Origin of the sequence: Neorhizobium sp. T25_27 (assembly GCF_002968565.1) — a bacterium.
Taxonomy (GTDB): Bacteria; Pseudomonadota; Alphaproteobacteria; order Rhizobiales; family Rhizobiaceae; genus Neorhizobium; species Neorhizobium tomejilense.
The window spans coordinates 369,283-391,003 of sequence record NZ_PVBJ01000001.1; the positions used below are offsets into that span (position 1 = coordinate 369,283).

The following is a 21,721-nucleotide window of genomic DNA, read 5'->3' on the forward strand; positions in this document are numbered from 1 at the left end:
CGGTGTGGAATACCACCGGTCGGGTCACGCGCGCATGTCTTTTCAGGCTAGACGCGGCTTATAGGCAAATGTTCTCCCGAACGGAACCCCATAAATCGCCAAATCGACAGAAATCGAGGCTCGGTTTTGGTCGTTGCAATAGCGAAGTCTTAATCAGATTTCAGCATTGTCCGGAAATCGGGGCTTCTATCGAGACGTCAGCAAATGCAGCGATGGATGGTGCACAAAAAGCAGTTGGCGCAATTTGTGGTAGATTTGGCGCGGGGGTGCGCGTGTCGGCTGCGCAAGGATGCACTGCTCTATGTACTTATCGGCCTGTACTCGCTGGGGGGCCTGATATTTCTCGGCCTAACCGACATGACGGCGATGATTTCGCATCATCTCTATTTCCAGCAGTGGCCGCAGGTCTTTGCGGTCGTCATGCCGGTGATGGCGATCGTCATCGACCTTTCCATCCTGATACTGCGTTTCGACAGGCGGCGGCGGCTTGCCTATCGCCGAACATTTTCCGCTCGGCGTATTGCCTCGTTGCTCTCCGGCGTGCTGCTGATGATGGCCCTGATGGTTTTCCAGGGAACGTTCACCTCGATCAAGAACGCCTTGCCGGCACTCGAAGGCGGTTTCCAATATGACAAGATTCAGGCGGATATCGATGCTTGGCTGTCTTTCGGAATAGACCCCTGGCGGCTGTTGCATGCCGTGGCCGGTTATGACGTGGTCCGTACCATTGTCGAATTCAACTACAATGTAGTGTGGTTCATCATCTGCTTCGGCACTCTGTTCTTTGTCTTGACATCACCATCGGCCGATGGCATTCGCCAGCGTTATATGCTGTTTTTCCTGTTCGTCTGGATTATGTGCGGCAACGTGCTTGCGGGTACATTTTTGTCGGCGGGTCCGGCCTTCTACGGTGCGGTGACTGGCGACCACGCCCGGTTTGCGGCGTTGACGGCTTTTCTTGCTCCGAGCCAGTGGGCGAGTTCTGCGGCGAATTACCAGTCCTATCTCTGGAGCCTGTACGAAGAGGGAAAGCCGGGCTTCGGAGGGGGTATCTCAGCTTTCCCAAGCGTTCACGTCGGCCTGATCACGCTCAACGCCTTTTTCTTGGCTGAACGTTCTCGCCGCCTCGCCATTGTGGGTTTCGTTTACGTAGGCTTCATCCAACTCAGCTCCGTTTATCTCGGCTGGCACTATGCCATCGATGGATATGTCTCATTCATCGTCGTGACGCTGGCCTATTTCTCGGCGTCAGCATTGCGGCCAATACCTTTCCCGCTTGCGCGGCGGTCGGATGCTACCGCCGCATAACCGACGACGGTGCAAATCTAACCGAACCGCGTCCGCACCGCCTCGGCATAGGTGCGGCTCACGGGAATCTCCGAGCCGTCCTTCATGATCAGTAAAAGCTTGCCGTCGTCGCGTTTCAGCGTTTCGACATGGGCATCGGCCACCCAGTGGGAACGATGCACCTGCAGGCCTGGCGTGAGCCCGAGTTCCTTCAGGGCGTCGGCGAAACGCAGCAGGATCAGTTCGCGGCCACGGCTGGTGGTTACCTCGGTATAATGGTCCTGGACCGAAAGCCGCAGGAGTGCGCCGCGGTTATGGGGTTTCAGGCGGGCGAGGATTTCGGGTCCGGATGAGGGCGAAGCCGGAGGCTCCGAGGCAGAAGAAGGTGATGCGGGCGGGGCCGGGGCTGACACCACGGCAATCTGTCGGTGCATGGCCATGTAGGTGAGCAGACAGAAGAGGGCACAGAGCGGCAGCGCGACCAGCGCCCGCCTGAAGCCGTCGCCGATCTCGATCCCGTGGCCGAAAAACGCGAAGTCGATCGCGCCGAGGGCAAAGCCGATCGGCAGGGCGGCGGTGAGCGAGCCGATCATCATGCGGGCAAGTGTATGCTGGAGATGTTGCCGCAACAGGATTTCGGCCATGACCGAAAGACAGATGGCGATCGACCAGGTGACGGCGTGCACGATCAGCCAGTAACCCAGCCGGATACCGAGCGTCATCCGCTCGAAAGTGCCGTAGGGTCCGCTGACGACGAAGATCAGGATGACGAGCGCAAAGGTCGTCCAGAAACGCCGGGAACGGGTGAAGAGCTGCAATTCACGAAGCGTGGAACTCAAGAACGGGTGATTCACGAAATTTATCCGTCGTCTGCGCCATTCCGGTGGAGGATCGACGAGTCATGGCGGAAACAGGCGACCAATTCAATCGCCTCCCAGCTTCACGATGATTTCGACAGGTATTTCCGATGAACCTTCAGCCGCTCCTCGACGCCCCACTTGCCGTTCAGGTCCATGTCGCAGCCGTCCTGCCGGCCACCGTGCTCGGTGCCTATATCCTGATGAACGCTAAGGGCATGCCGATACACCGCCTGCTCGGCAAGATCTGGATGGCGCTGATGGTTATCACCTCGCTCTCCAGCTTCTTCATCCACGAGATCAACCTCGTCTACGGCTTCAGCCCGATCCATCTCCTGTCGGTCTTCGTGCTCGTGGCGGTGTGGCGGGCAATCAGCGCTGCGCGTGCCAAAAATATCCGGGCACACAAGGCGGCGGTCATCGGCATGTATTTCGGTGGCATCGGGATCGCCGGCCTGTTCACGCTGATCCCGGGGCGGATCATGAACGCGGTGGTTTTCTCCGGCGGCCCGAGCTGGATATTGCTTCTGACGCTCGCCGGTATCGCTGGAGCACTTGTCCTTCAGAAGAGGCTCGCGTCACGGCGAACTTAAGAGCCGGTATCAAGAATTTCCTCGAAGCGTACCGTTCGGCGCTTTGCTGTCATGGACAGGCCCGGCTTGCGGGACTAGATGTGCGTCCAAGACACTTGCAGCAACGGCCATCCGCGATGACGACCGCTTGCGCGGAGGAAATCCCATGGCCGATGCAACATCCAAACCCGTTTCCGCAACTGCCGCCGAAGTGACGGTGCTGCCGATCATCCTGGCGGTCAGCTTCTGCCATATGCTGAACGACATCATGCAGTCGATGATCGCGGCGATCTATCCGATGCTGAAGACGGATTATGCCCTCGATTTCTGGCAGATCGGCATCCTGACGCTTGCATTCCAGTGCACGGCCTCGCTGTTGCAGCCAGTGATCGGCATCATCACCGACAAGAAGCCTTTTCCCTATTCGCTGCCGGTCGGCATGGGCTCGACCTTCATCGGCCTCTTCATGCTGGCGGCCGCCCAGTCCTATGTCATGCTGGTCGTCGCGGCATCGCTGATCGGCATCGGATCGGCGGTCTTTCATCCGGAATCGTCGCGGGTCGCGCGGCTGGCGTCCGGTGGCCGCTACGGCTTTGCGCAGTCGGTCTTCCAGGTGGGCGGCAATTTCGGCCAGTCGATCGGGCCGCTGCTCGCCGCCTTCATCATCGTGCCGAACGGGCAGGGGAGCGTCGCATGGTTCTCGGGCATCGCGCTGCTCGGCATCGTCATCCTGTCGTGGGTGGCGCGCTGGTACAAGGCGCATATGCTTGCCAACAAGGGCCGCAAGCGCGTGCTGAACGCCCACAACCTCTCCAGGCGCACGGTCACCGTCGCCCTCGTCGTGCTGGCGCTCCTGACCTTTTCCAAGAATGCCTACATGGCGTCGATCGGTAGCTATTATACGTTCTTCGTCATCGAGCGTTTCCAGGTGACGGTGCAGCAGTCGCAGATCATGCTGTTCATCTTCCTCGGCGCCGTTGCGCTCGGCACCGTCATCGGCGGACCGATCGGCGACCGGTTCGGGTCGAAGGTGGTGATCTGGTTCTCGATCCTCGGCGTGCTGCCGTTCACGCTTGCCATGCCGTTCGCCAACCTGCCGGTAACGATCGCGCTTTCGGGCATTATCGGCTTCATCATGGCATCGTCCTTCCCGGCGATCGTCGTCATGGCGCAGGAGCTGGTGCCGGGCCGGGTCGGCATGATCGCCGGCATCTTCTTCGGGATCGCTTTCGGCATCGGGGGCATTGCCGCGGCGGTACTCGGCGTCTTTGCCGACCGGTACGGTATCGGCTTCGTCTACAATGTCTGCGCCTTCCTGCCGGTGCTCGGATTGCTGACGGTTTTCCTGCCGGGCAAGAAGGCTCTGCGGGTCGCCTGAGAACGAATCTTCGGCTATGAGATGCTGGACGGATCGCTTTTGCGGCCGCCAGCGTTATATCGCCCGGCAGGCGTGATGTCGCCGAAGAGGAGTGAGCGAAAATGGAATGGAAAGGCCGTCGGCAATCGGACAACGTCGAGGACCAGCGTGGCGCTTCCATGGGCGGCAGTCCGCTCGGTCGCGGCGGCTTGCGCATCCCGATCGGTGGCGGTGGCCGCCGCGGGGGCGGGCTCGGCATCGGCGGGATCATCGTCATCCTGATCATCTGCTGGATCACCGGCATCAATCCGCTTTCGCTGCTGTCCGGCGAACTGGGCATGGACGGGTCGGGATTCGAGCAGCAGCAAACGACCGGCGACCGCACGCCGGCCACCGACGAGACGACGGCGTTCGTGCGCACGGTGCTTGCCGAGACGGAAGATACCTGGAACGGCATTTTCCAAGCCAACGGCCAGCAATATAAGGAGCCGGTGCTGGTCCTGTTTTCCGGCCAGGTGAACTCCGCCTGCGGATTTGCGTCTTCCGCGACCGGGCCGTTCTATTGCCCCGGCGACCACAAGCTTTACCTGGACACCAACTTCTTCAAGGAACTCGAACAGCGCTTCGACGCGGCAGGCGATTTTGCCGAGGCCTATGTGATCGCCCACGAGGTGGGCCACCACGTGCAGAACCTGCTCGGCATCCTGCCGAAGTTCAACCAGGCCCGCCAGCGGATGAGCGAAACGGACGCTAACCGCATGTCGGTGCGCGTCGAACTGCAGGCTGACTGCTTCGCCGGCGTCTGGGGCAAGTTCACCCAGCAGAAGGGTATCCTCGACACCGGCGATCTCGAAGAGGCCCTCAACGCCGCCCAGCAGATCGGCGACGATACGCTGCAGAAGCGCAGCCAGGGTTATGTCGTGCCGGAAAGCTTCAACCACGGCACTTCGGCGCAGCGCGCGCGCTGGTTCAAGCGCGGGTTCGATACGGGCGACATGAAGGCCTGCGATACGTTCTCGGGGAATGTCTGAGGTCAGTCAGATGCTGCGGGGACCCGTGACAATCCCCTCACTTGCGATTTCTAACACTTAGCTTTCAGCTAAGATGTTGAAATCGCTTTCTCTCCCGCAAGGGGAGAAATAAAGGTGCCGCGCCGCCGCGGGCTAACCTCTCCCTTGGCGGGAGAGGTTACAAAATCAGCATCTTGGCTTCAGCTAAGCGCTAGATTTTGTTGGTGAGGGGGGAGCTCGGCTCACAATCACTTATACATCCCCTCGCGCAGGTTGATCCCGTATTCCACATAGGCCTTCAGGGCACACAGCATCTGCGACCAGCCCTGGCAGTTGCCGTAGGACGCAGAAAGTCCGCCGGGCGTTTCGCGCCAACCTTCCTCGGCGATGGTCACCAGCGTGCGGCCATCTTCCAGCGATTCGAAGGTCATGGTGATGGTCGTTTTGTAGGTGTTTTTAGCCTCTGGAGGAACCGGATGGGTTGTGGGGGCGTCGTCATTGGCATCCCAGCGCAAGACGATCTTCTTGTTCTTCTCCACCTCGACGACCTCCACCGGGAAGGCGCCGGGAAAATCGGCGAAATCCCACGTGACGATGGTGCCGGTCTCAAGCCGGCCCTTGGCACCGCCTGTCGTAAAATAACCCGACAGATGCTTCGGATCGGCGACGGCCTCGAACACTTCCTCGACCGGTTTTGAAATCCGGCCGGATACCTTGAATTTCAGTTCCATGATCTTTCTCCCTTGTTTCTTCCTCTATCATGTTATAAAAACATAACATGTCAAGTGGTGAGAAAAACGACCTTATTTTCAAGGCCTTGGCGGCTCCGGTTCGCAGGGAGATTCTCGACGAGCTGAAGGATCGGCCGCAAACGACGGGCGATCTCTGCGCCCGGTTTCCAAGGCTCGATCGCTGCACGGTGATGCAGCATCTGAAGGTTCTGGAAGCGGCCGAGCTCGTGCTGGTGAAGCGCGAGGGCAGGGAGCGCTGGAACCACCTCAATCCGCTGCCGATCAAGGCGATCCACGACCGCTGGATCGGCGCCTATGCGGCGCGTGCGGTCGACATGCTCGACCGGATGAAACGGGATCTGGAAGACTAGCGGATCAGCAGCGCGGTGCCGTAAAGCCCGAGTGCGAAAACGGTATGGGCGGCGAAATTGAGGAGACGCACTTTGTTCGGCCTCGGTGTTTTCGAAGCGGCCCAGCCGAGGCCGAGGCCCGGCTGCATCAGGAACCATCCGGCGCCGATGGTGACGATGCCGAAGATCCAGGCGGGAATGAAGGTCGGGGCGGCGAACGAGGTCGGACCCACGATCAGGGCGAGGATCACCCCGTAGAGAAGACCAACGGCATAATGGCCGGCCCAGCCGAGCGTCAGCTCATGTTCGTAGGGTTCGGCTGCCGCGATGCTGTCGTGAAAGACTTTTGCCCGCCCCAGGTGCCAGAACCAGCGACCGGCCGGCGCCCAGTTGGCCTTGGGCTGGCCGAGAACCTTGTTGAGGACGATCGCCCAGAGATCCATCAGCATGGTTGCGCCAAGGCCGATGAGGATGCCGCGCCAGAGAAGTTCGATCATGAGAGAGGTCTGCCGGAGAGAGGAAGGTCACCTTCAATCTCTATGGGCTCCGGTTTGGGCTGTCGAGACCTTCCGGCCTTCCGGACGGGAAACATCCTGTCGGCGGGTGCGGCCCGACACCGAGATCGCCTAGCCGGCTGAACGATGCGCGGTGGTTGTGCCTTTCATCAAAAACTTTGAAATGTTCACGTATTGTTTCGATTTTCTTTTGCCGTTATGTAAGCACCCGGCGAGTTGATCGTCTTTCCAGAAAACACCATTGCTTGAGAGACATTTTTAATGCTCGACCCCAAATTTGTGCGCCGCGGCCTTTTCCTCGTCTTCATGATCCTTTTCCTCGATGTCATCGGAATCGCGATCATCATGCCTGTGCTGCCGGCCTTCCTTCGCGAGCTGACCGGCGACGACCTCAGTGCGGCGGCGGTCGACGGTGGCTGGCTGCTGCTCATCTATTCCGCCATGCAGTTCCTGTTTGCGCCGTTGCTTGGCAACCTCAGCGACCGTTTCGGCCGGCGGCCGATCCTGCTCGCTTCGGTCCTCACCTTCGCGCTCGACAACCTGATCTGCGCGGCAGCCACCAGTTTCTGGATGCTGTTCGTCGGCCGTGTCCTCGCCGGCATTTCCGGCGGTAGTTTCGCCACCTGCTCGGCTTACATTGCCGACATCAGCAACGATGAGAACCGCGCTAAGAATTTTGGCCTGATCGGCATCGCCTTCGGCGTCGGTTTCACCGTCGGGCCGGTGATCGGCGGGCTGCTCGGCGAGCTCGGACCGCGCGTGCCGTTCCTCGGCGCCGGGCTGCTGTCGCTCGCCAACTTCGTGGCCTCATGGTTCCTGCTGCCGGAGACGCTCGACAAGGCGAACCGCCGCAAGTTCGAGTTGAAGCGCGCCAATCCGCTGGGCGCCCTGCGCCAGATGCGCCACTACCCGGGCATCGGCTGGGTCATGCTGGTGATGTTCCTCTATTGGCTGGCGCATGCGGTCTATCCGTCGGTCTGGTCCTTCGTGTCGGCCTATCGCTACGGCTGGAGCGAGGGGCAGATCGGCCTGTCGCTCGGGCTGTTCGGCATCTGCGCCGCCTTTGTCATGGGGTTCATTTTGCCGAAACTGGTGCCGGTGCTCGGCGAATGGAGGACCGCGGTGCTCGGGCTTTGTTTCTCCTGCCTCGGCCTCACCGGTTATGCTTTCGCGTGGCAGGGGTGGGTCGTTTACGCCGTCATCCTCGTCACGACGATCGAGAACGTCGCCGATCCGGCGCTCCGCAGCATTGCCTCGGCCAAGGTGCCGCCGTCAGCGCAAGGGGAGCTGCAGGGCGCGATGACCAGCCTCACCAGCCTGACGACGATTGTTGGCCCGGCGATCTTCACGCTGCTGTTCAGCGCGTTTACCGGAGAGAATGCAGCAATGGAGTTCGCAGGGGCGCCGTACATGATGGCGGCGATTTTCATGGCTTGTGCCATTTTGGTGTTTTTGACCCGGATTTCACGAAAGACGGCCGCGGGTCCGCTCGAAGCCGAGCTTACGCATCAGATTTCTTGAAGAGACGTCCAAAAATTCTGCTTAATCGCCTGTAAGTGTTGCCGCACGGATGATGCTCCTCTATAGGCTGCATCATCCGCCGCTCGCCAGTTTCTGGAAGCGGCTTTTTTCGTCTGCGGAGGAGTGTCATGTCGAGCCTTTCCACCACCATGGCTGTGACGACGACGGACAATTCCTGGTCCGCGCATATGCGTGCGACATTTGCGCTCGGCGTTCCCTTCGTCGGTGCACAGCTTGCCCAGATGGCGATCAACACGACCGACGTCATCATGGTCGGCTGGCTCGGCACGACCGAGCTTGCGGCCGTGGTTCTCGGAAGCCAGATGTTCTTCATCGTCTTCATCTTCGGTTCGGGATTTGCCGGCGCTGTCGTGCCGATGGTCGCCCAGGCGCTCGGCCGCGGCGACCAAGCCTCGGTGCGCCGCTCCGTGCGTATGGGGATGTGGGTGGTGATCGCTTACGGTGTCCTGACCGCTCCGCTTTTATGGTTCTCGCAACCGATCCTGATCGGACTTGGCCAGGATCCGGAGATCGCCGGGATGGCGCAGAGTTACCTGCGCGTCATCCAATGGGGCATTTTTCCCAATCTGATCCTCATGGCGATGCGGGCGTTCCTGAGCGGTCTTGAGCGTGGCGGCATCATCCTCTACGTGACCCTTGGCATGTTCGTCACCAATGCGGTGATGAACTACGCCTTCATCTTCGGCAATTTCGGCGCCCCTGCCTGGGGGCTCGAAGGGGCCGCGTTCGCATCGATGTTTTCCGCGACCGTCGGCTGCCTGCTGTCGATCGTCTATGTCGAGGCCAGGGCCGAGACGCGCGCCTACGAGCTTTTCGTCCGCTTCTGGCGAGCGGACTGGGTTGCGTTCCGGGAGGTCATCGGCCTCGGACTGCCGATCAGCTTTACGATCCTTGCCGAAACCAGCCTGTTTGCCGCGGCCTCGCTGCTGATGGGAATGATCGGCAAAGTGGAGCTCGCTGCGCACGGCATAGCGTTGCAGCTTGCCGCGATCGCCTTCATGATCCCCCTCGGCCTTTCTCAGGTCGCCACCGTGCGCGTCGGGCTCGCCTATGGGCGAGGGGACCATCTCGGGGTCCGACGGGCGGCCATGTCGATCCTGCTGATCAGTATCTGCTTCACATTGACGGGCAGCGTGCTCTTTGCGCTCTTCCCGCATGAACTCGGTTCGCTCTTCGTGGATATCCGCAAGCCCGATGCGCAGATGCTGCTCGGCCTTGCCGCACCGCTCGTGGTCATCGGCGGGGCGTTCCAGGTGGTCGACGGGCTGCAGGCGGTCGGAGCCGGCCTGTTGCGCGGGCTCAAGGATACGCGGGTGCCGATGGTGCTGGCGCTGATCGCCTACTGGCCGATCGGTTTCTCCTGCGCCTGGGTATTCGCATTCCCGCTCGGTTTTCGTGGCGAGGGCGTCTGGTTCGGCTTCGTCACCGGGCTTGCTGCCGCCGCGGTTCTGCTTTGCGGCCGCTTCTGGCTGCTGGTGAGACGCCAGGCCAGAACGACCCGCTGAAGAGCCAGCGGGTCGTCGGTGTTGGTCAGGCCGGTTGGAGCTCTTGTAAAACCTCCCTGTGGTAGAAGCCGACATTGGTCTCTACGCCGAGGCGTCGGCTCAGCGCCTGCCGATCGATGCCTGCCTCCTCATCCGATTTTGCGACTGCGGCAATGACCGGCTGAAGAGCGTGCTCGCCTTCGAACTGGAGGATGGTGATGACGTTGAACAGTCCGGCAATGGAAGCCTGTTCCAGGATCAGGTCGTCGACGAATCCCGGCTGGGCGCGGATAATCTCATGCGTCCTGTGAACCAACGCCATAAATTCTTCGCGCCCTTCGACCGGGACCGCAAACCTGTTGACGCGAAAAATGCGTCCATTCTGTATTTCGCTCATATGAAAAACCCCTGCTCGATCTTGAACAGGGGCGTTTATGGGACCTCAACCAAAGTTGAGGTCAATAGGGTCGCTGAATTTTTTCAAAGCGCCGAAATCAGCGTTCCGAGAGGGCAGGTTCGCCCTTCTTCTCGCGCACCATGTTGATGAAGCGACGGAAGAGGTAGTGGCTGTCCTGCGGGCCGGGCGAGGCTTCCGGGTGATGCTGGACCGAAAAGACCTGCTTGCCGGTGACGCGCAGGCCGCAATTGCTGCCGTCGAAGAGCGAAATATGAGTCTCCTCAACGCCTTGCGGCAGAGACTTCGAATCGACCGCGAAGCCGTGGTTCATCGAAACGATCTCCACCTTGCCGGTGGTGTGATCCTTGACCGGATGGTTGGCGCCGTGATGGCCCTGGTGCATCTTCTCGGTCTTGGCGCCGAGCGCCAGGCCGAGCATTTGGTGACCGAGGCAGATGCCGAAGGTCGGAATATCCGTCTTGATGACGTCCCTGATGACCGGCACGGCATATTCGCCGGTCGCGGCCGGGTCGCCCGGGCCGTTCGACAGGAAGATGCCATCCGGCTTCAGCGCCATGATGTCTTCCGCCGAGGTCTGGGCGGGGACTACCGTCACCTTGCAGTCGAGGCCGGCAAAAAGGCGCAGGATGTTGCGCTTCACGCCGTAATCGACGCAGACGATATGGTATTTCGCGTCTTCGGGCTGCAGTTCGCCGTAGCCTTCGTTCCAGACCCAGGGTTTCTGGCTCCACGGCGAGGATTGGCCGGATGTCGCCTCCTTAGCGAGGTCGAGGCCTTCGAGGCCGCTCCAGGCCCGAGCTTCGGCCTTCAGGGCCTCGATGTCGAAGACGCCGTTCGGGTCGTGGGCGATGACGGCATTCGGGGCGCCGTTCTGGCGGATCCAGGCGGTCAGCGCGCGGGTGTCGATGCCGGAGAGGCCGATGATGCCGCGGGCCTTCAGCCAACCGTCGAGATCCTTGCCGGCGCGATAGTTGGAGGGCTCGGTGATGTCGGCCTTGAAGATCGTGCCGACCGCGCCGCGCCTTGCTGCCGGCGTCAGGTCCTCGACGTCTTCCTCGTTGGTGCCGATGTTGCCGATATGCGGGAAGGTGAAGGTGACGATCTGGCCGAGATAGGAGGGGTCGGTCAGGATTTCCTGGTAGCCGGTCAGCGCGGTGTTGAACACCACTTCGGCCGGCACCTTGCCGGTCGCGCCGATGCCGGTTCCTTCGATCACGGTGCCGTCGGCCAGAACGAGCAATGCGGTAGGTTTCTTGATTGTCCAGGGGGCGGTCGCGGTCATATCCATCCTTCTGCCTCACCGGTCCCGTCCCTTGAAGAGACAGGCTGCGAGGGCCATCTATGGTCGTGAGAGACGGGCGCGCGGAAATCCCGGCGCAAGCCCAAACCTCTAAATCTCGTGCAGGTGCCGGAAAATAGACAAAGCGGACGAGGTGGTCAATCTCGCCGCTCAAGAATTCCACGAGGATTATAGCCTATGGGATTCAACGGTTTGGGTGATTTGATTTGATCGGCCCGGACCTGTCGTCTATGACAACGGTGTGAATGCCAAGGAAAAGCCACAATTCACCATGCCTGCGGCCGGCTTTTTCCCAAGGAGAAAAAACGATGATGCGCGACAAGCTTTCCGATGCGCTCAAGGAATCCATGAAGGCCAAGGACACTCGCCGGCTTTCGACCGTGCGGCTGATCCAGACCGCGATCAAGGATCGCGACATCGCCAACCGCGGTCTCGGCAAGGATCCGGTCAGCGACGACGATATCCTGCAGATCCTGCAGAAGATGGTGAAGCAGCGCGAGGAATCGGCAAAGATCTACCAGGACGCCGGACGCGCCGAACTTGCGACGCAGGAGCGCGAGGAAATCGACGTCATCAAGGGGTTCATGCCGGAGCAGCTTTCCGAAGAGAAAGTCCGCGAATTCTGTCAGGCCGCGATCAGCGAGACCAGCGCGCAGGGCCTGCGCGACATGGGCAAGGTCATGGGCGTGCTGAAGGAAAAGCACCCGGGCCAGATGGACTTCGCCAAGGCTTCCGGCCTGGTGAAGGATCTTCTGAAGTAAGCCGTACTTTCAAGACCGGCAAACGAAAGGCGGGAATCCGATCATCGGCTTCCCGCCTTTTTGCTCTTCCGGATCTCGCTTTGCTGTGTTGCGGACTTGCCGCCGGCGAGACGGTATGAGGCGTCGCGACACGCCCTGTGCCGGAGATCAATGGAAATTCCTCCATTGCCGGCACTTCCCACTTCAGAAAGAGCCAAATCCACAGGCGCCTGTCTGGCGAAATTACAAAAATATAGTCTTGCCGGCTCACGATCCGTCAAAAATTTGACCGAGTGGCGCCGGCGAGCCGGTTGCCACGTTCGCTCCCTGTGAATAGCGGGAAGCATTTCCCTTGGCGGTGGCGTTCCTGAAGGTCTGCGCTTATATGGAAGCTGGCCGTAAGAGGTAGAAATGCGCTTTTCCAACAGTTTTCTCGACGAGATCCGCGACCGCGTGCCGATATCGGCCGTCGTCGGCCGTCGGGTGACGTGGGATCGCAAGAAGACCAATGTGTCGCGCGGCGACTATTGGGCCTGCTGCCCCTTCCATGGCGAGAAGAGCCCGAGCTTTCATTGCGAGGACCGGAAGGGCCGATACCACTGCTTTGGCTGTGGCGTCACGGGCGACCATTTCCGCTTCCTGACCGAGCTCGAAGGGCAGAGTTTTCCGGAAGCCGTGCAGACGGTCGCGGACATGGCCGGCATCGCCATGCCGCAGCCGGACCCCCAGGCCGAGAAGCGCGAGAAGGAACGCACGACGCTGCTCGACGTCATGGAACTGGCGACCCAGTTTTTCCAGGACCAGCTCCAGAGCGCCGTCGGGGCCAAGGCGCGCGCTTACCTGCGCGACCGCGGGCTGACGGGCCGCACGATCGAGACCTTCCGTCTCGGCTATGCGCCGGAAAGCCGCAATGCGCTGAAGGAACATCTCGCGGGCAAAGGCGTGCCCAAGGACCAGATCGAGGCCTGCGGGCTGGTGGTGCACGGGGAGGGGATCGCGGTCTCCTACGACCGCTTTCGCGACCGCATCATGTTTCCGATCCTGTCGTCGCGGGAAAAGGTGATCGCGTTCGGCGGCCGTGCAATGGCGCCGGACGCACCGGCGAAATATCTGAACTCCAACGAGACCGAGCTCTTCCACAAGGGGCAGGTGCTCTACAATTTTTCGCGTGCCAGGCGGACTCAGGGTGTCGGCAAGCCGGGGCAGGGCGAGGGCACGATCATCGCCGTCGAAGGTTACATGGATGTCATCGCGCTGCATCAGGCGGGCGTCGAGAATGCCGTGGCGCCGCTCGGCACTGCGCTCACCGAAAACCAGCTCGAGCTTCTCTGGCGGATGACCCCGCAGCCTGTGCTCTGCTTCGACGGCGACGGCGCGGGCCTCAGGGCTGCAAGTCGTGCCGCCGATCTGGCGCTTCCGTTCCTGAAGCCCGGAAGGTCGGTGCGGTTCGCGCTGCTTCCCGATGGCAAGGATCCGGACGATCTCGTCCGCCATGAGGGCCGCGCGCCGTTCGACAAGGTGCTCAACGAAGCAAAGCCGCTGGTGGAGATGATCTGGCAGCGCGAGGCGTCGTCGGCAAGTTTCGATACGCCGGAAAAACGCGCCGAACTGGAGGCGCGGCTGAAGCAGATCGTTTCCGTCATCGCCGACGAAAACGTGCGCCGCCACTATCAGCAGGCCATCCGCGACCGGCTGAACAGCTTCTTCGCGCCGGCGCCGCGCGGCGGGGGCGACCGGCGCCAGAATTTTCAGCGCGGTTCGGGCAGTGGCAGGCCAGGCCAGGGCGGCCCGCCGCAGGGACCGCGTGCCGCAGGAAGGGCTGCCGGCGTTTCGGACCGGCTCGCGCGCTCCGGCCTTGTGCGCGGTTACCGCGACCTGCCAGCACTGCGGGAAAGCGTGCTGGCGCTCACCATCGTCAACCATCCCCAGCTTCTGCTGGAGGAATATGACGAGATCGCCGCGATCGATTTCGAGAACCGCGACCTGCAGCGTTTCTGGTCGGCGATGCTGCCGGCAGCCGCGACAGCGGGCGCCAGCCTCTCGCGCGAATACCTGATGCAGAGGCTTGCCGGCGAGGGGTTCGACGTGATGCTGAAGTCCCTGGACCAGCAGGTGCGCAACGCACGGCTCTGGACTGCGACCGAGATCGCGGCGCTGGAAGATGCGCGTGAAGGCTATCGGCAGGCGCTGTCGCTGCATAAGCGCACCAAGGCGCTCAGGCTCCAGAAAATCGAACTGGAGCGGGAAATCGCCGAAACGACCGAAGCGGGCGATGCGGGTGAGATCGAGCCGCTGCTGCGGGCGCTGTCCGAAGTCCAGCTCGAAATTCTCCGGATGGAAAACCAGGAAGCGATCATCGATGGGTTCGGGGTACTTTCCGGTCGGGTGAAGGGAGCCGCCGTCAGCCACGGCTGAGGGGCATGCGGCGCGGAAGTCTCACCCCTTGCCGAACGATGGCGTGGCCCTATTGTATCGGCGTTGAGTCGGCTGAGTGGGGAGCTTGATGCAGATTTCGGGAAGTTGTCATTGCGGCAAGATAGCCTTCGAGGCGGAGGGCGAGTTCGGCGCCGCGATGGAATGCAACTGTTCCCTCTGCCGGCGTAAGGGCGTGCTGCTGGCTTTCGTCCCACGCAGCCAGTTCCAGCTCGCGACACCGCGGGAGAACCTTTCCTCCTACCAGTTCAACAAGCATGTGATCACACACTACTTCTGCGCCAGTTGCGGTGTCGCGCCGTTCAGCGAGGCGACGATGCCGAATGGTACGGAGATGGCGGCGATCAATCTGAGATGCGTGCCGGAAATCGACATTGCCACGCTGACGGTAACCCAGTATGACGGTGCTTCCCGCTAGGGAATATGCCGGACGAAAAGCATAAGCCTTTATGTCTACGCAAACCCTTGTCTTTCAGGGCCTACCGCCTACATATCGGTTAAATCTGGTGAGCGTACCCCTATTAGACCCCCTCAAAGGGCGTATTTTTGACATTTCCTGGGTATGACCTACGGAAATGCTTGACGGGGCGTTAATTTGTGGGAATCACCATTTCAAGGCAAAATAGGCGGAGTGGGTCAATAGCACCGAACATGACCGGTGATCCTCTGGTAGGACGGTCCTGAGTCAAAAACGGCCGCCGAATGGTAATCGGGAATTAAAGGTCATTCCGTTACGTGTTGGACAGTGATTCGCGACTAAGGCGGTCAACCCCGTCTTCAGCCGGTGGCCACGAAGCGCGGCGAAAGTAGCGTTCAGGGAAAGCGACGAAATACATGGCAACAAAAGTCAAAGAAAACGAAGAAGCAGAGAACGAACGCGAAGGCTCGCACGACGGTCCGCTTCTCGACCTTTCTGACGACGCCGTCAAGAAGATGATCAAAGCCGCAAAGAAGCGCGGCTATGTCACCATGGACGAGTTGAATTCGGTGCTGCCGTCGGAGGAAGTCACCTCCGAGCAGATCGAAGACACGATGGCGATGCTGTCGGACATGGGCATCAACGTCGTCGAAGACGAAGAGGCGGAAGAAACCACCGCCAGCGACGATGACGCTGACGGCGACAGCGACGACAATGAGAGCGAAGGCGGCGAAATCGCCACCACCTCCAGCACTGCGCTCGCGACCGCGAAGAAGAAAGAGCCGACCGACCGTACCGATGATCCGGTGCGCATGTATCTGCGCGAAATGGGCTCCGTCGAGCTTCTTTCGCGCGAAGGCGAAATTGCGATCGCCAAGCGCATCGAAGCCGGCCGCGAAACGATGATCGCCGGGCTCTGTGAGAGCCCGCTGACCTTCCAGGCGCTGATCATCTGGCGTGACGAACTGAACGAAGGCACCACCCTGCTTCGCGAGATCATCGATCTCGAAACGACCTATTCCGGTCCCGAAGCCAAGGCTGCGCCGCAGTTCCAGAGCCCGGAAAAGATCGAAGCCGACCGCAAGGCCGCCGAGGAGAAGGAAAAGACCCGCAAGGCTCGTTTCTCCGCTGCCAATGACGACGACATCACCGCTGTCGGCGGCGATGGCATGAACCTCGAGGAAGAGGAAGAGGACGACGACGAGTCGAGCCTTTCTCTCGCCGCGATGGAAGCCGAGCTGCGTCCGCAGGTCATGGAAACGCTCGACACGATCGCCGACACCTATAAGAAGCTGCGCAAGCTGCAGGACCAGCAGGTCGAGCAGCGTCTGGCGGCAACCGGTACGCTGTCGTCCGCCCAGGAGCGTCGCTACAAGGAACTCAAGGACGAGCTGATCACCGCGGTGAAGTCGCTGTCGCTCAACCAGAACCGTGTCGATTCTCTGGTCGAGCAGCTCTACGATATCTCCAAGCGCCTGATGCAGAACGAGGGCCGCCTGTTGCGTCTCGCCGAATCCTACGGCGTCAAGCGTGACTCGTTCCTCGAACAGTACCAGGGTGCCGAGCTCGATCCGAACTGGATGAAATCGATCGCCAATCTGGCCGCCCGCGGCTGGAAGGAGTTCGCGCGTGCCGAGAACACGACGATCCGCGACATCCGCCAGGAAATCCAGAACCTCGCGACGGAGACCGGCATCTCGATCGCCGAATTCCGCCGTATCGTGTCGATGGTGCAAAAGGGCGAGCGCGAAGCGCGCATCGCCAAGAAGGAAATGGTCGAAGCGAACCTTCGCCTCGTCATCTCGATCGCCAAGAAGTACACGAACCGTGGACTGCAGTTCCTCGACCTCATTCAGGAAGGCAATATCGGCCTGATGAAGGCGGTCGACAAGTTCGAATACCGCCGCGGTTACAAGTTCTCGACCTATGCCACATGGTGGATCCGGCAGGCGATCACTCGTTCGATCGCCGACCAGGCCCGCACGATCCGCATTCCGGTGCACATGATCGAGACGATCAACAAGATCGTCCGCACGTCGCGCCAGATGCTGCACGAGATCGGCCGCGAGCCGACCCCGGAAGAACTGGCTGAAAAGCTCGCCATGCCGCTCGAAAAGGTCCGCAAGGTCCTGAAGATCGCCAAGGAGCCGATCTCGCTCGAAACCCCCGTGGGCGACGAAGAGGATAGCCACCTCGGCGATTTCATCGAGGACAAGAACGCGCTTCTGCCGATCGACGCGGCCATCCAGGCGAACCTGCGCGAGACCACGACCCGCGTTCTCGCCTCGCTGACCCCGCGTGAAGAACGCGTGCTGCGCATGCGCTTCGGCATCGGCATGAACACCGACCACACGCTCGAAGAAGTCGGCCAGCAGTTCTCGGTTACCCGCGAACGTATCCGCCAGATCGAAGCGAAGGCGCTGCGCAAGCTGAAGCACCCGAGCCGCAGCCGCAAGCTGCGGAGCTTCCTGGACAGCTAACGGTTTCAGCGGTTGGAAAATCAGAGACCCGGTTTGCGAGAGCAGGCCGGGTTTTTCCGTTACAGGAGGATGCTGCGCCCGCCGAGGGTGTTTGCCGCAGAAGCGAGCCGCTTGTCCAGCGTAACGATTTCCGCGCCGGCTTCCATTGCGACGGCGAGATGCAGTGCGTCGCCCGAGCGGAGGCCAACGTCGATATCGTCGGCGAGCCGCGCGGCCGCGACGAAATGGCGAGAGAATATCGGGAGCATTTCGAGGGATTGAGAGGCCATGCGATTGAACCCCGCCAGTGCCAGTTGCCGCAGTTCCTGGGGCATTCGTTCGTGTCTCGCTTTCACCGAGAGTGCGGAAGAAAACTCGGTGATTGTCCACTCGCTGACGAGAGTTCGCCGGTCTCCGTTCTTCGCAAACCAGTCGAGCACTCTTTCGACGGATGTCTCTCCCACCAGCAAAGCAATCAGGGCTGATGTATCGATGTAGAACATCAGTAGCGTTCGTCGTCCCTGAAACGTCGCATGAATGTTCCGGCGTCTTCACTTTGCGGAGGCATTTTCTCCCGGATCGCCTTGAGCATCTCGAAGTCGATCGGCTGCTTTTTCGACCGCGGCGGCGCCAGCTGCGCGACAGGCTGACCATCGCGTAGAATCTCAACCGTCTCACCTTGGGCGACGCGGTCAATCAATTCGCCGAGTTTTTCTTTTGCTTCCGCCAGAGTGATCGCAGTCATCGTGATCTCCTGATCAATCTCCGTAAATATACGTCCGAAGCACCGTTTCCGCAATCAATGCCCGATCGAGCTTGAAAACACGTTGACCACCACGACGCCGGAGATGATCAGGCCGAGGCCGATCATGGCCGCGGTGTCGAGGGTCTGGCGGAACAGGATCAGGCCGACGGCCGAGATCAGCACTATGCCGAGGCCGCTCCAGATCGCGTAGGCGATGCCGACCGGCAGGGTGCGCAAGGCGATCGACAGGAGATAGAAGGCGATACCATAGCACAGCCCCATGAGGATGGTCGGCAGGGCGCGGGTGAACTGCTGGCTCTGCTGCAGGAAGGTCGTGCCAACGACTTCCAGCACGATGGCAGCGGCAAGCGAGCCGTAGGTGAGGATTGCGGGGTTCATTTCCGTTACTCTTGTTTCGTGAGGTTATGGAGTTGGTTGCGAAGTTCGGCGAGTTCTTTCGCCGGTAATCCGTCCGCTTCCATGAGATTGGCGAGCCAGATGCCGTCCGCGGCGTAGCGCGCGAGCTTGAAGGCCGGATGACTGTCGGTCTGCAAATGACGCTGGAGCCGATCGCGCATCCATTCCGACCAGAGTTGCCTGAGGCGCGGATCGGTCATGCAGGAGATCGACAGCGCCGCCCAGGGGCTGTCGGGTCCATCGCGGGTCACCTGGAAAAAAGCGTCGACATAGGCGCGCGTGAACCGGCCCCGATCGGTTTCGTCCTCGCTCATCAGCCGATCGATCTCCATATCGAGCTTGCCGAGGAGGCCTTCGAAGACGGCTTCGATCAAAGCCTGCTTGCTCGGGAAATGATGCAGCAAACCGCCCTTGGTGACGGAGGCCGCATCGGCGACCGCCTGCAGGGTGAGGCTGGCAAGACCTTCGGAAACGGCGCATCGCGCCGCATGATCCAGAAGGGATCGCCGCACGTGGTCTGGCTGTTTTTCGCGTCTGTGAGCGTTTGACATGGAGTAAACATACCATATGGTCGGTTTGTTTGCAATGACGTAAACTGCGATTGAATCGCGCAAGAGAGGGCCGTCCGCGCAACTTTCTCCAGGAAAGCCGGAACTTGCATTGTTTTGATCACTCGGGGACTCGATCCGGCCGACTTTCCATCTTACATCCGCTGCCATGACGGATTTATCTGGAAAGCCGCGCGGCGACATAAGATGGGGTATTCCCGCCTCCATCCTGGTGCATGTCGTTTTCGCGGCGGCCCTTTTCTTCCACCTGCCGGTCGATCAGTCCGAGCCGCAGAAGGAGGAGACCGTCCAGGTCGAGATCGTGCCTCCGCCGGAAGAACCGAAGCCTGAGGAAAAGAAGGCCGAGGAAAAGAAGCCGGAAGAGGCGAAACCAGAGGAGAAGAAACCTCCGGAACCTGCAAAACAGGAAGAGGCCAAGAAGGCGGAGCCACCCCCGCCGCCGCCCGAGCCACCGAAGCAGGAGGAAGCGAAAAAGGCGGAGCCGCCGCCTCCGCCGGCGCCTGAGGAAAAGCCCGCCGAGCCGCCGCCCGCCAAGGAGGCCAAGAAGCAGCCTTTGCCGGTTCTGCGCCCCGTCTTCGAATTCGGCGAGAAGGATGCCGGGCCGAAGAAATCTCTGACCGGCAATGCATCGAAGGAAACGACCAACCCACCTGCCGAGAGCAAGGTGGATGCGGAGGCCGTCGAACCGGTAAAACAGGCGAAGGAGGCGCCTGCCGTCGTGGAGGCACCACCGGCCAATCCGGTGCCGGATGATATCCAACTGCCTGAGGTCGGCATTGCGGCGGCCAACGGATTGCAGAACGGTCCCATTGCCGGCACCTCGCCGGATGCGACCAAGACCGAGATCGTGACGGCGCCGCCAATCGCTTCGCCCAAGAACGACCCTACCAAGACGCCGACCCCTGGCAAGCCGACCGAGCTGACGGAGGCAAAGACGCTATTTTCACAGAGTGCGACGGGGGATTCCATTGCTACGATTGCGATGAGCAATGTGCCGCGAGGGGTGCGTGCCGGCCAGCTTTGCTCGACGGAACTAAGCGCGCAACTGCGCCATGCATCCTACCGGCCGGACTACGTTCCGGAGCCCCGCTTGCCGCAGGGAACGGTGCTCAATGTTAGCGGCGCCGGTTTTCGCGCTGCCGGTCAATGGTATGATCTGAGTTTCCAATGTGTGATCAACGAGGACGCGACGAAGGTCGTGTCATTCGCATTCAATGTCGGTGCGCCGGTGCCGCGGAGCGAGTGGCGCAAGCGCCGCTTTCCGGAATAGTGATCAGGCTTGCGTCGGGCAGTGGTCGGCCGATATGCGCCGCGTGGGTTGATTGACCCGCGAGCCGCGTCGACTATGCTGCGGCCACATTCACGATGAGGCCCGCCATGAAAGCCATGTTCTACGATGCCTTTGAAAAGGCGCCGGAAATCCGCCTTGTTCCCGATCCGGAGCCGACATTTGACGGTGTCATGGTCAAGGTCGGCGCGAGCGGGCTCTGCCGCAGCGACTGGCATGGCTGGATGGGGCATGATCCGGATATAAAGCTGCCGCATGTGCCGGGCCATGAGCTGGCCGGCAAGGTGGTGGCGACCGGCAAGGGCGTCATGCGCTTCAAGATCGGCGACCGGGTGACGGTGCCGTTCGTGTCTGGCTGCGGCCATTGTTCGGAATGCCATTCCGGCAACCAGCAGGTCTGCCCCAACCAGTTCCAGCCGGGCTTTACCCATTGGGGCTCTTTCGCCGAATATGTGGCGATCGACTATGCCGACACCAACCTCGTGCACCTGCCCGAGGAGATCGACGATGCGACGGCGGCGAGCCTCGGCTGCCGGTTCGCCACCTCCTTCCGCGCGGTTGCTGACCAGGCCCGTACCGGGCCTGGAGACTGGGTCGCGGTGCATGGCTGCGGCGGCGTCGGCCTGTCGGCGATCATGATCGCTACCGCGCTTGGAGCGAACGCGATCGGCATCGATCTTTCCGAAGACAAGCTGGCATTCGCCCGCCAATGCGGTGCGGTCGCAACCATCAATGCGAGCACGGTCGCCGATGTCGTCGAGGCGGTTCGCGAGATCACCGGGGGCGGCGCGCATGTGTCGATCGACGCGCTCGGCCATCCGGTCACCTGCTTCAATTCGATCAAGAACCTCCGCCGCCGCGGCCGGCACGTGCAGGTCGGGCTGATGCTCGGCGAGCACGCCACGCCCTCGATCCCGATGGCGCAGGTGATCGGCCATGAGCTTGAGATCTATGGCAGCCACGGCATGCAGGCCTGGCGCTACGACGCGATGGTCGCCATGCTGAAGGTCGGCAAGATGAAGCCGCAGCAACTGATCGCCAAGCGGATCAGCCTCGAAGAAGCGGTGCCGGGGTTGATGACGCTCGACAGATCCGAAACGCCCGGCATCAGCGTGATCACCACGTTCTGACGGGCGACGCGGCGATTGTTCGCCGTCGATGGCCGGAGCATTCCGCTTCGGCCGCTTGGTAGCGTTTCGGGACGCCCTATATCGGGGATATGCGTCGAA

22 protein-coding genes are annotated in these 21,721 nt (G+C 61.1%); 13 read left to right on the top strand and 9 right to left on the bottom strand.

Going from position 1 to position 21,721, the window contains the following annotated elements:
* Positions 1-216: 216 nt before the first annotated feature.
* Complete coding sequence (locus C5J24_RS01940; RefSeq protein ID WP_172723814.1) at positions 217-1,308, top strand: phosphatase PAP2 family protein; 1,092 nt, start codon at positions 217-219, stop codon at positions 1,306-1,308.
* Positions 1,309-1,325: 17 nt separating this feature from the next.
* Here the strand turns inward: C5J24_RS01940 and C5J24_RS01945 are convergent, their stop codons facing one another.
* Complete coding sequence (locus tag C5J24_RS01945) at positions 1,326-2,141, bottom strand: LytTR family DNA-binding domain-containing protein (protein ID WP_105415178.1); 816 nt, start codon at positions 2,139-2,141, stop codon at positions 1,326-1,328.
* Between the two features lie 113 nt (positions 2,142-2,254).
* Between C5J24_RS01945 and C5J24_RS01950 the strand changes: the two genes are divergently transcribed.
* The 3 genes from C5J24_RS01950 to C5J24_RS01960 all read left to right on the top strand — a co-directional run bounded on the left by C5J24_RS01950 (position 2,255) and on the right by C5J24_RS01960 (position 5,104).
* Positions 2,255-2,737, top strand: a complete 483-nt coding sequence (locus tag C5J24_RS01950; protein WP_105415180.1) for a DUF2306 domain-containing protein — start codon at positions 2,255-2,257, stop codon at positions 2,735-2,737.
* A gap of 145 nt (positions 2,738-2,882) precedes the next feature.
* Positions 2,883-4,094, top strand: coding sequence for an MFS transporter (locus C5J24_RS01955; protein ID WP_105415182.1), 1,212 nt, complete (start codon positions 2,883-2,885; stop codon positions 4,092-4,094).
* A 101-nt stretch (positions 4,095-4,195) separates the two neighbouring features.
* Complete coding sequence (locus tag C5J24_RS01960) at positions 4,196-5,104, top strand: neutral zinc metallopeptidase (RefSeq protein WP_105400548.1); 909 nt, start codon at positions 4,196-4,198, stop codon at positions 5,102-5,104.
* A gap of 227 nt (positions 5,105-5,331) precedes the next feature.
* On the opposite strand, the gene C5J24_RS01965 is transcribed toward C5J24_RS01960, so the two are convergent.
* Positions 5,332-5,814, bottom strand: a complete 483-nt coding sequence (locus C5J24_RS01965; protein WP_105400549.1) for an SRPBCC family protein — start codon at positions 5,812-5,814, stop codon at positions 5,332-5,334.
* A gap of 47 nt (positions 5,815-5,861) precedes the next feature.
* Here C5J24_RS01965 and C5J24_RS01970 point away from each other — a divergent pair, with 47 nt between their 5' ends.
* Entirely contained in the window at positions 5,862-6,185 is a 324-nt protein-coding gene (locus tag C5J24_RS01970) for a helix-turn-helix transcriptional regulator (protein ID WP_046668741.1), read from the top strand.
* On the opposite strand, the gene C5J24_RS01975 is transcribed toward C5J24_RS01970, so the two are convergent.
* Entirely contained in the window at positions 6,182-6,661 is a 480-nt protein-coding gene (locus tag C5J24_RS01975) for a DUF2938 domain-containing protein (RefSeq protein ID WP_105415184.1), read from the bottom strand. The two genes, C5J24_RS01970 and C5J24_RS01975, sit on opposite strands and share 4 nt — an antisense overlap.
* A gap of 279 nt (positions 6,662-6,940) precedes the next feature.
* Between C5J24_RS01975 and C5J24_RS01980 the strand changes: the two genes are divergently transcribed.
* Complete coding sequence (locus C5J24_RS01980; RefSeq protein ID WP_105415186.1) at positions 6,941-8,200, top strand: TCR/Tet family MFS transporter; 1,260 nt, start codon at positions 6,941-6,943, stop codon at positions 8,198-8,200.
* 128 nt (positions 8,201-8,328) lie between these two features.
* Positions 8,329-9,726 (top strand): MATE family efflux transporter, encoded by a 1,398-nt coding sequence (locus C5J24_RS01985; protein ID WP_105415188.1) that lies wholly within the window; start codon positions 8,329-8,331, stop codon positions 9,724-9,726.
* A 25-nt stretch (positions 9,727-9,751) separates the two neighbouring features.
* Here C5J24_RS01985 and C5J24_RS01990 read toward each other — a convergent pair whose 3' ends face one another.
* Together C5J24_RS01990 and carA are read right to left on the bottom strand one after the other, a co-directional pair.
* A complete protein-coding gene (locus C5J24_RS01990) occupies positions 9,752-10,102 on the bottom strand; it encodes an antibiotic biosynthesis monooxygenase (RefSeq protein WP_105415190.1) in 351 nt (116 codons plus the stop codon).
* Between the two features lie 97 nt (positions 10,103-10,199).
* Positions 10,200-11,405, bottom strand: coding sequence for a glutamine-hydrolyzing carbamoyl-phosphate synthase small subunit (gene carA / locus C5J24_RS01995; protein WP_105416564.1), 1,206 nt, complete (start codon positions 11,403-11,405; stop codon positions 10,200-10,202).
* Between the two features lie 326 nt (positions 11,406-11,731).
* On the opposite strand from carA, the gene C5J24_RS02000 reads away from it, so the two are divergent.
* The 4 genes from C5J24_RS02000 (at position 11,732) to rpoD (ending at position 17,494) form a co-directional block, all read left to right on the top strand.
* Entirely contained in the window at positions 11,732-12,184 is a 453-nt protein-coding gene (locus C5J24_RS02000) for a GatB/YqeY domain-containing protein (protein ID WP_105400554.1), read from the top strand.
* 390 nt (positions 12,185-12,574) lie between these two features.
* A complete protein-coding gene (gene dnaG, locus C5J24_RS02005) occupies positions 12,575-14,578 on the top strand; it encodes a DNA primase (RefSeq protein WP_105415192.1) in 2,004 nt (667 codons plus the stop codon).
* A gap of 88 nt (positions 14,579-14,666) precedes the next feature.
* A complete protein-coding gene (locus C5J24_RS02010) occupies positions 14,667-15,014 on the top strand; it encodes a GFA family protein (RefSeq protein ID WP_046668751.1) in 348 nt (115 codons plus the stop codon).
* Between the two features lie 416 nt (positions 15,015-15,430).
* Positions 15,431-17,494 (top strand): RNA polymerase sigma factor RpoD, encoded by a 2,064-nt coding sequence (gene rpoD, locus C5J24_RS02015; protein ID WP_046668753.1) that lies wholly within the window; start codon positions 15,431-15,433, stop codon positions 17,492-17,494.
* A 59-nt stretch (positions 17,495-17,553) separates the two neighbouring features.
* Here the strand turns inward: rpoD and C5J24_RS02020 are convergent, their stop codons facing one another.
* Genes C5J24_RS02020 through C5J24_RS02035 form a run of 4 tightly spaced genes read right to left on the bottom strand, consistent with a single transcriptional unit; the run spans position 17,554 to position 19,387 of the window.
* A complete protein-coding gene (locus tag C5J24_RS02020) occupies positions 17,554-17,976 on the bottom strand; it encodes a type II toxin-antitoxin system VapC family toxin (RefSeq protein ID WP_105415194.1) in 423 nt (140 codons plus the stop codon).
* Complete coding sequence (locus tag C5J24_RS02025; protein ID WP_046633083.1) at positions 17,976-18,218, bottom strand: type II toxin-antitoxin system Phd/YefM family antitoxin; 243 nt, start codon at positions 18,216-18,218, stop codon at positions 17,976-17,978. The genes C5J24_RS02020 and C5J24_RS02025 overlap by 1 nt, the downstream gene beginning before the upstream one ends.
* 54 nt (positions 18,219-18,272) lie before the next feature.
* Complete coding sequence (locus C5J24_RS02030) at positions 18,273-18,605, bottom strand: multidrug efflux SMR transporter (RefSeq protein ID WP_371673823.1); 333 nt, start codon at positions 18,603-18,605, stop codon at positions 18,273-18,275.
* A gap of 17 nt (positions 18,606-18,622) precedes the next feature.
* Positions 18,623-19,387: a TetR/AcrR family transcriptional regulator gene (locus C5J24_RS02035; protein ID WP_305778750.1), complete on the bottom strand. Its 765-nt coding sequence runs from the start codon at positions 19,385-19,387 to the stop codon at positions 18,623-18,625.
* Between C5J24_RS02035 and C5J24_RS02040 the strand changes: the two genes are divergently transcribed.
* Together C5J24_RS02040 and C5J24_RS02045 are read left to right on the top strand one after the other, a co-directional pair.
* On the top strand, positions 19,353-20,474 hold the full coding sequence (locus C5J24_RS02040) for a DUF930 domain-containing protein (protein WP_105400561.1): 1,122 nt from the start codon (positions 19,353-19,355) through the stop codon (positions 20,472-20,474). The genes C5J24_RS02035 and C5J24_RS02040 overlap by 35 nt on opposite strands.
* A 107-nt stretch (positions 20,475-20,581) precedes the next feature.
* On the top strand, positions 20,582-21,622 hold the full coding sequence (locus C5J24_RS02045) for a zinc-dependent alcohol dehydrogenase family protein (RefSeq protein WP_105415196.1): 1,041 nt from the start codon (positions 20,582-20,584) through the stop codon (positions 21,620-21,622).
* The last annotated feature ends 99 nt before the right edge of the window (positions 21,623-21,721 follow it).

Excerpts from the sequence above, each read along its gene's own strand:
- C5J24_RS01980 (WP_105415186.1), top strand. The coding sequence starts at position 6,941 with ATGCTCGACCCCAAATTTGTGCGCCGCGGCCTTTTCCTCGTCTTCATG.
- C5J24_RS02025 (WP_046633083.1), bottom strand. The coding sequence starts at position 18,218 with ATGACTGCGATCACTCTGGCGGAAGCAAAAGAAAAACTCGGCGAATTG.
- C5J24_RS01970 (WP_046668741.1), top strand. The coding sequence starts at position 5,862 with ATGTCAAGTGGTGAGAAAAACGACCTTATTTTCAAGGCCTTGGCGGCT.
- C5J24_RS02000 (WP_105400554.1), top strand. The coding sequence starts at position 11,732 with ATGATGCGCGACAAGCTTTCCGATGCGCTCAAGGAATCCATGAAGGCC.
- rpoD (WP_046668753.1), top strand. The coding sequence starts at position 15,431 with ATGGCAACAAAAGTCAAAGAAAACGAAGAAGCAGAGAACGAACGCGAA.
- C5J24_RS01990 (WP_105415190.1), bottom strand. The coding sequence starts at position 10,102 with ATGAGCGAAATACAGAATGGACGCATTTTTCGCGTCAACAGGTTTGCG.
- C5J24_RS01950 (WP_105415180.1), top strand. The coding sequence starts at position 2,255 with ATGAACCTTCAGCCGCTCCTCGACGCCCCACTTGCCGTTCAGGTCCAT.
- C5J24_RS02035 (WP_305778750.1), bottom strand. The coding sequence starts at position 19,387 with ATGTCGCCGCGCGGCTTTCCAGATAAATCCGTCATGGCAGCGGATGTA.
- C5J24_RS01975 (WP_105415184.1), bottom strand. The coding sequence starts at position 6,661 with ATGATCGAACTTCTCTGGCGCGGCATCCTCATCGGCCTTGGCGCAACC.
- dnaG (WP_105415192.1), top strand. The coding sequence starts at position 12,575 with ATGCGCTTTTCCAACAGTTTTCTCGACGAGATCCGCGACCGCGTGCCG.
- C5J24_RS02010 (WP_046668751.1), top strand. The coding sequence starts at position 14,667 with ATGCAGATTTCGGGAAGTTGTCATTGCGGCAAGATAGCCTTCGAGGCG.
- C5J24_RS01940 (WP_172723814.1), top strand. The coding sequence starts at position 217 with ATGGTGCACAAAAAGCAGTTGGCGCAATTTGTGGTAGATTTGGCGCGG.
- C5J24_RS02040 (WP_105400561.1), top strand. The coding sequence starts at position 19,353 with ATGACGGATTTATCTGGAAAGCCGCGCGGCGACATAAGATGGGGTATT.
- C5J24_RS01960 (WP_105400548.1), top strand. The coding sequence starts at position 4,196 with ATGGAATGGAAAGGCCGTCGGCAATCGGACAACGTCGAGGACCAGCGT.
- C5J24_RS02045 (WP_105415196.1), top strand. The coding sequence starts at position 20,582 with ATGAAAGCCATGTTCTACGATGCCTTTGAAAAGGCGCCGGAAATCCGC.
- carA (WP_105416564.1), bottom strand. The coding sequence starts at position 11,405 with ATGACCGCGACCGCCCCCTGGACAATCAAGAAACCTACCGCATTGCTC.
- C5J24_RS01965 (WP_105400549.1), bottom strand. The coding sequence starts at position 5,814 with ATGGAACTGAAATTCAAGGTATCCGGCCGGATTTCAAAACCGGTCGAG.
- C5J24_RS02020 (WP_105415194.1), bottom strand. The coding sequence starts at position 17,976 with ATGTTCTACATCGATACATCAGCCCTGATTGCTTTGCTGGTGGGAGAG.
- C5J24_RS01955 (WP_105415182.1), top strand. The coding sequence starts at position 2,883 with ATGGCCGATGCAACATCCAAACCCGTTTCCGCAACTGCCGCCGAAGTG.
- C5J24_RS01985 (WP_105415188.1), top strand. The coding sequence starts at position 8,329 with ATGTCGAGCCTTTCCACCACCATGGCTGTGACGACGACGGACAATTCC.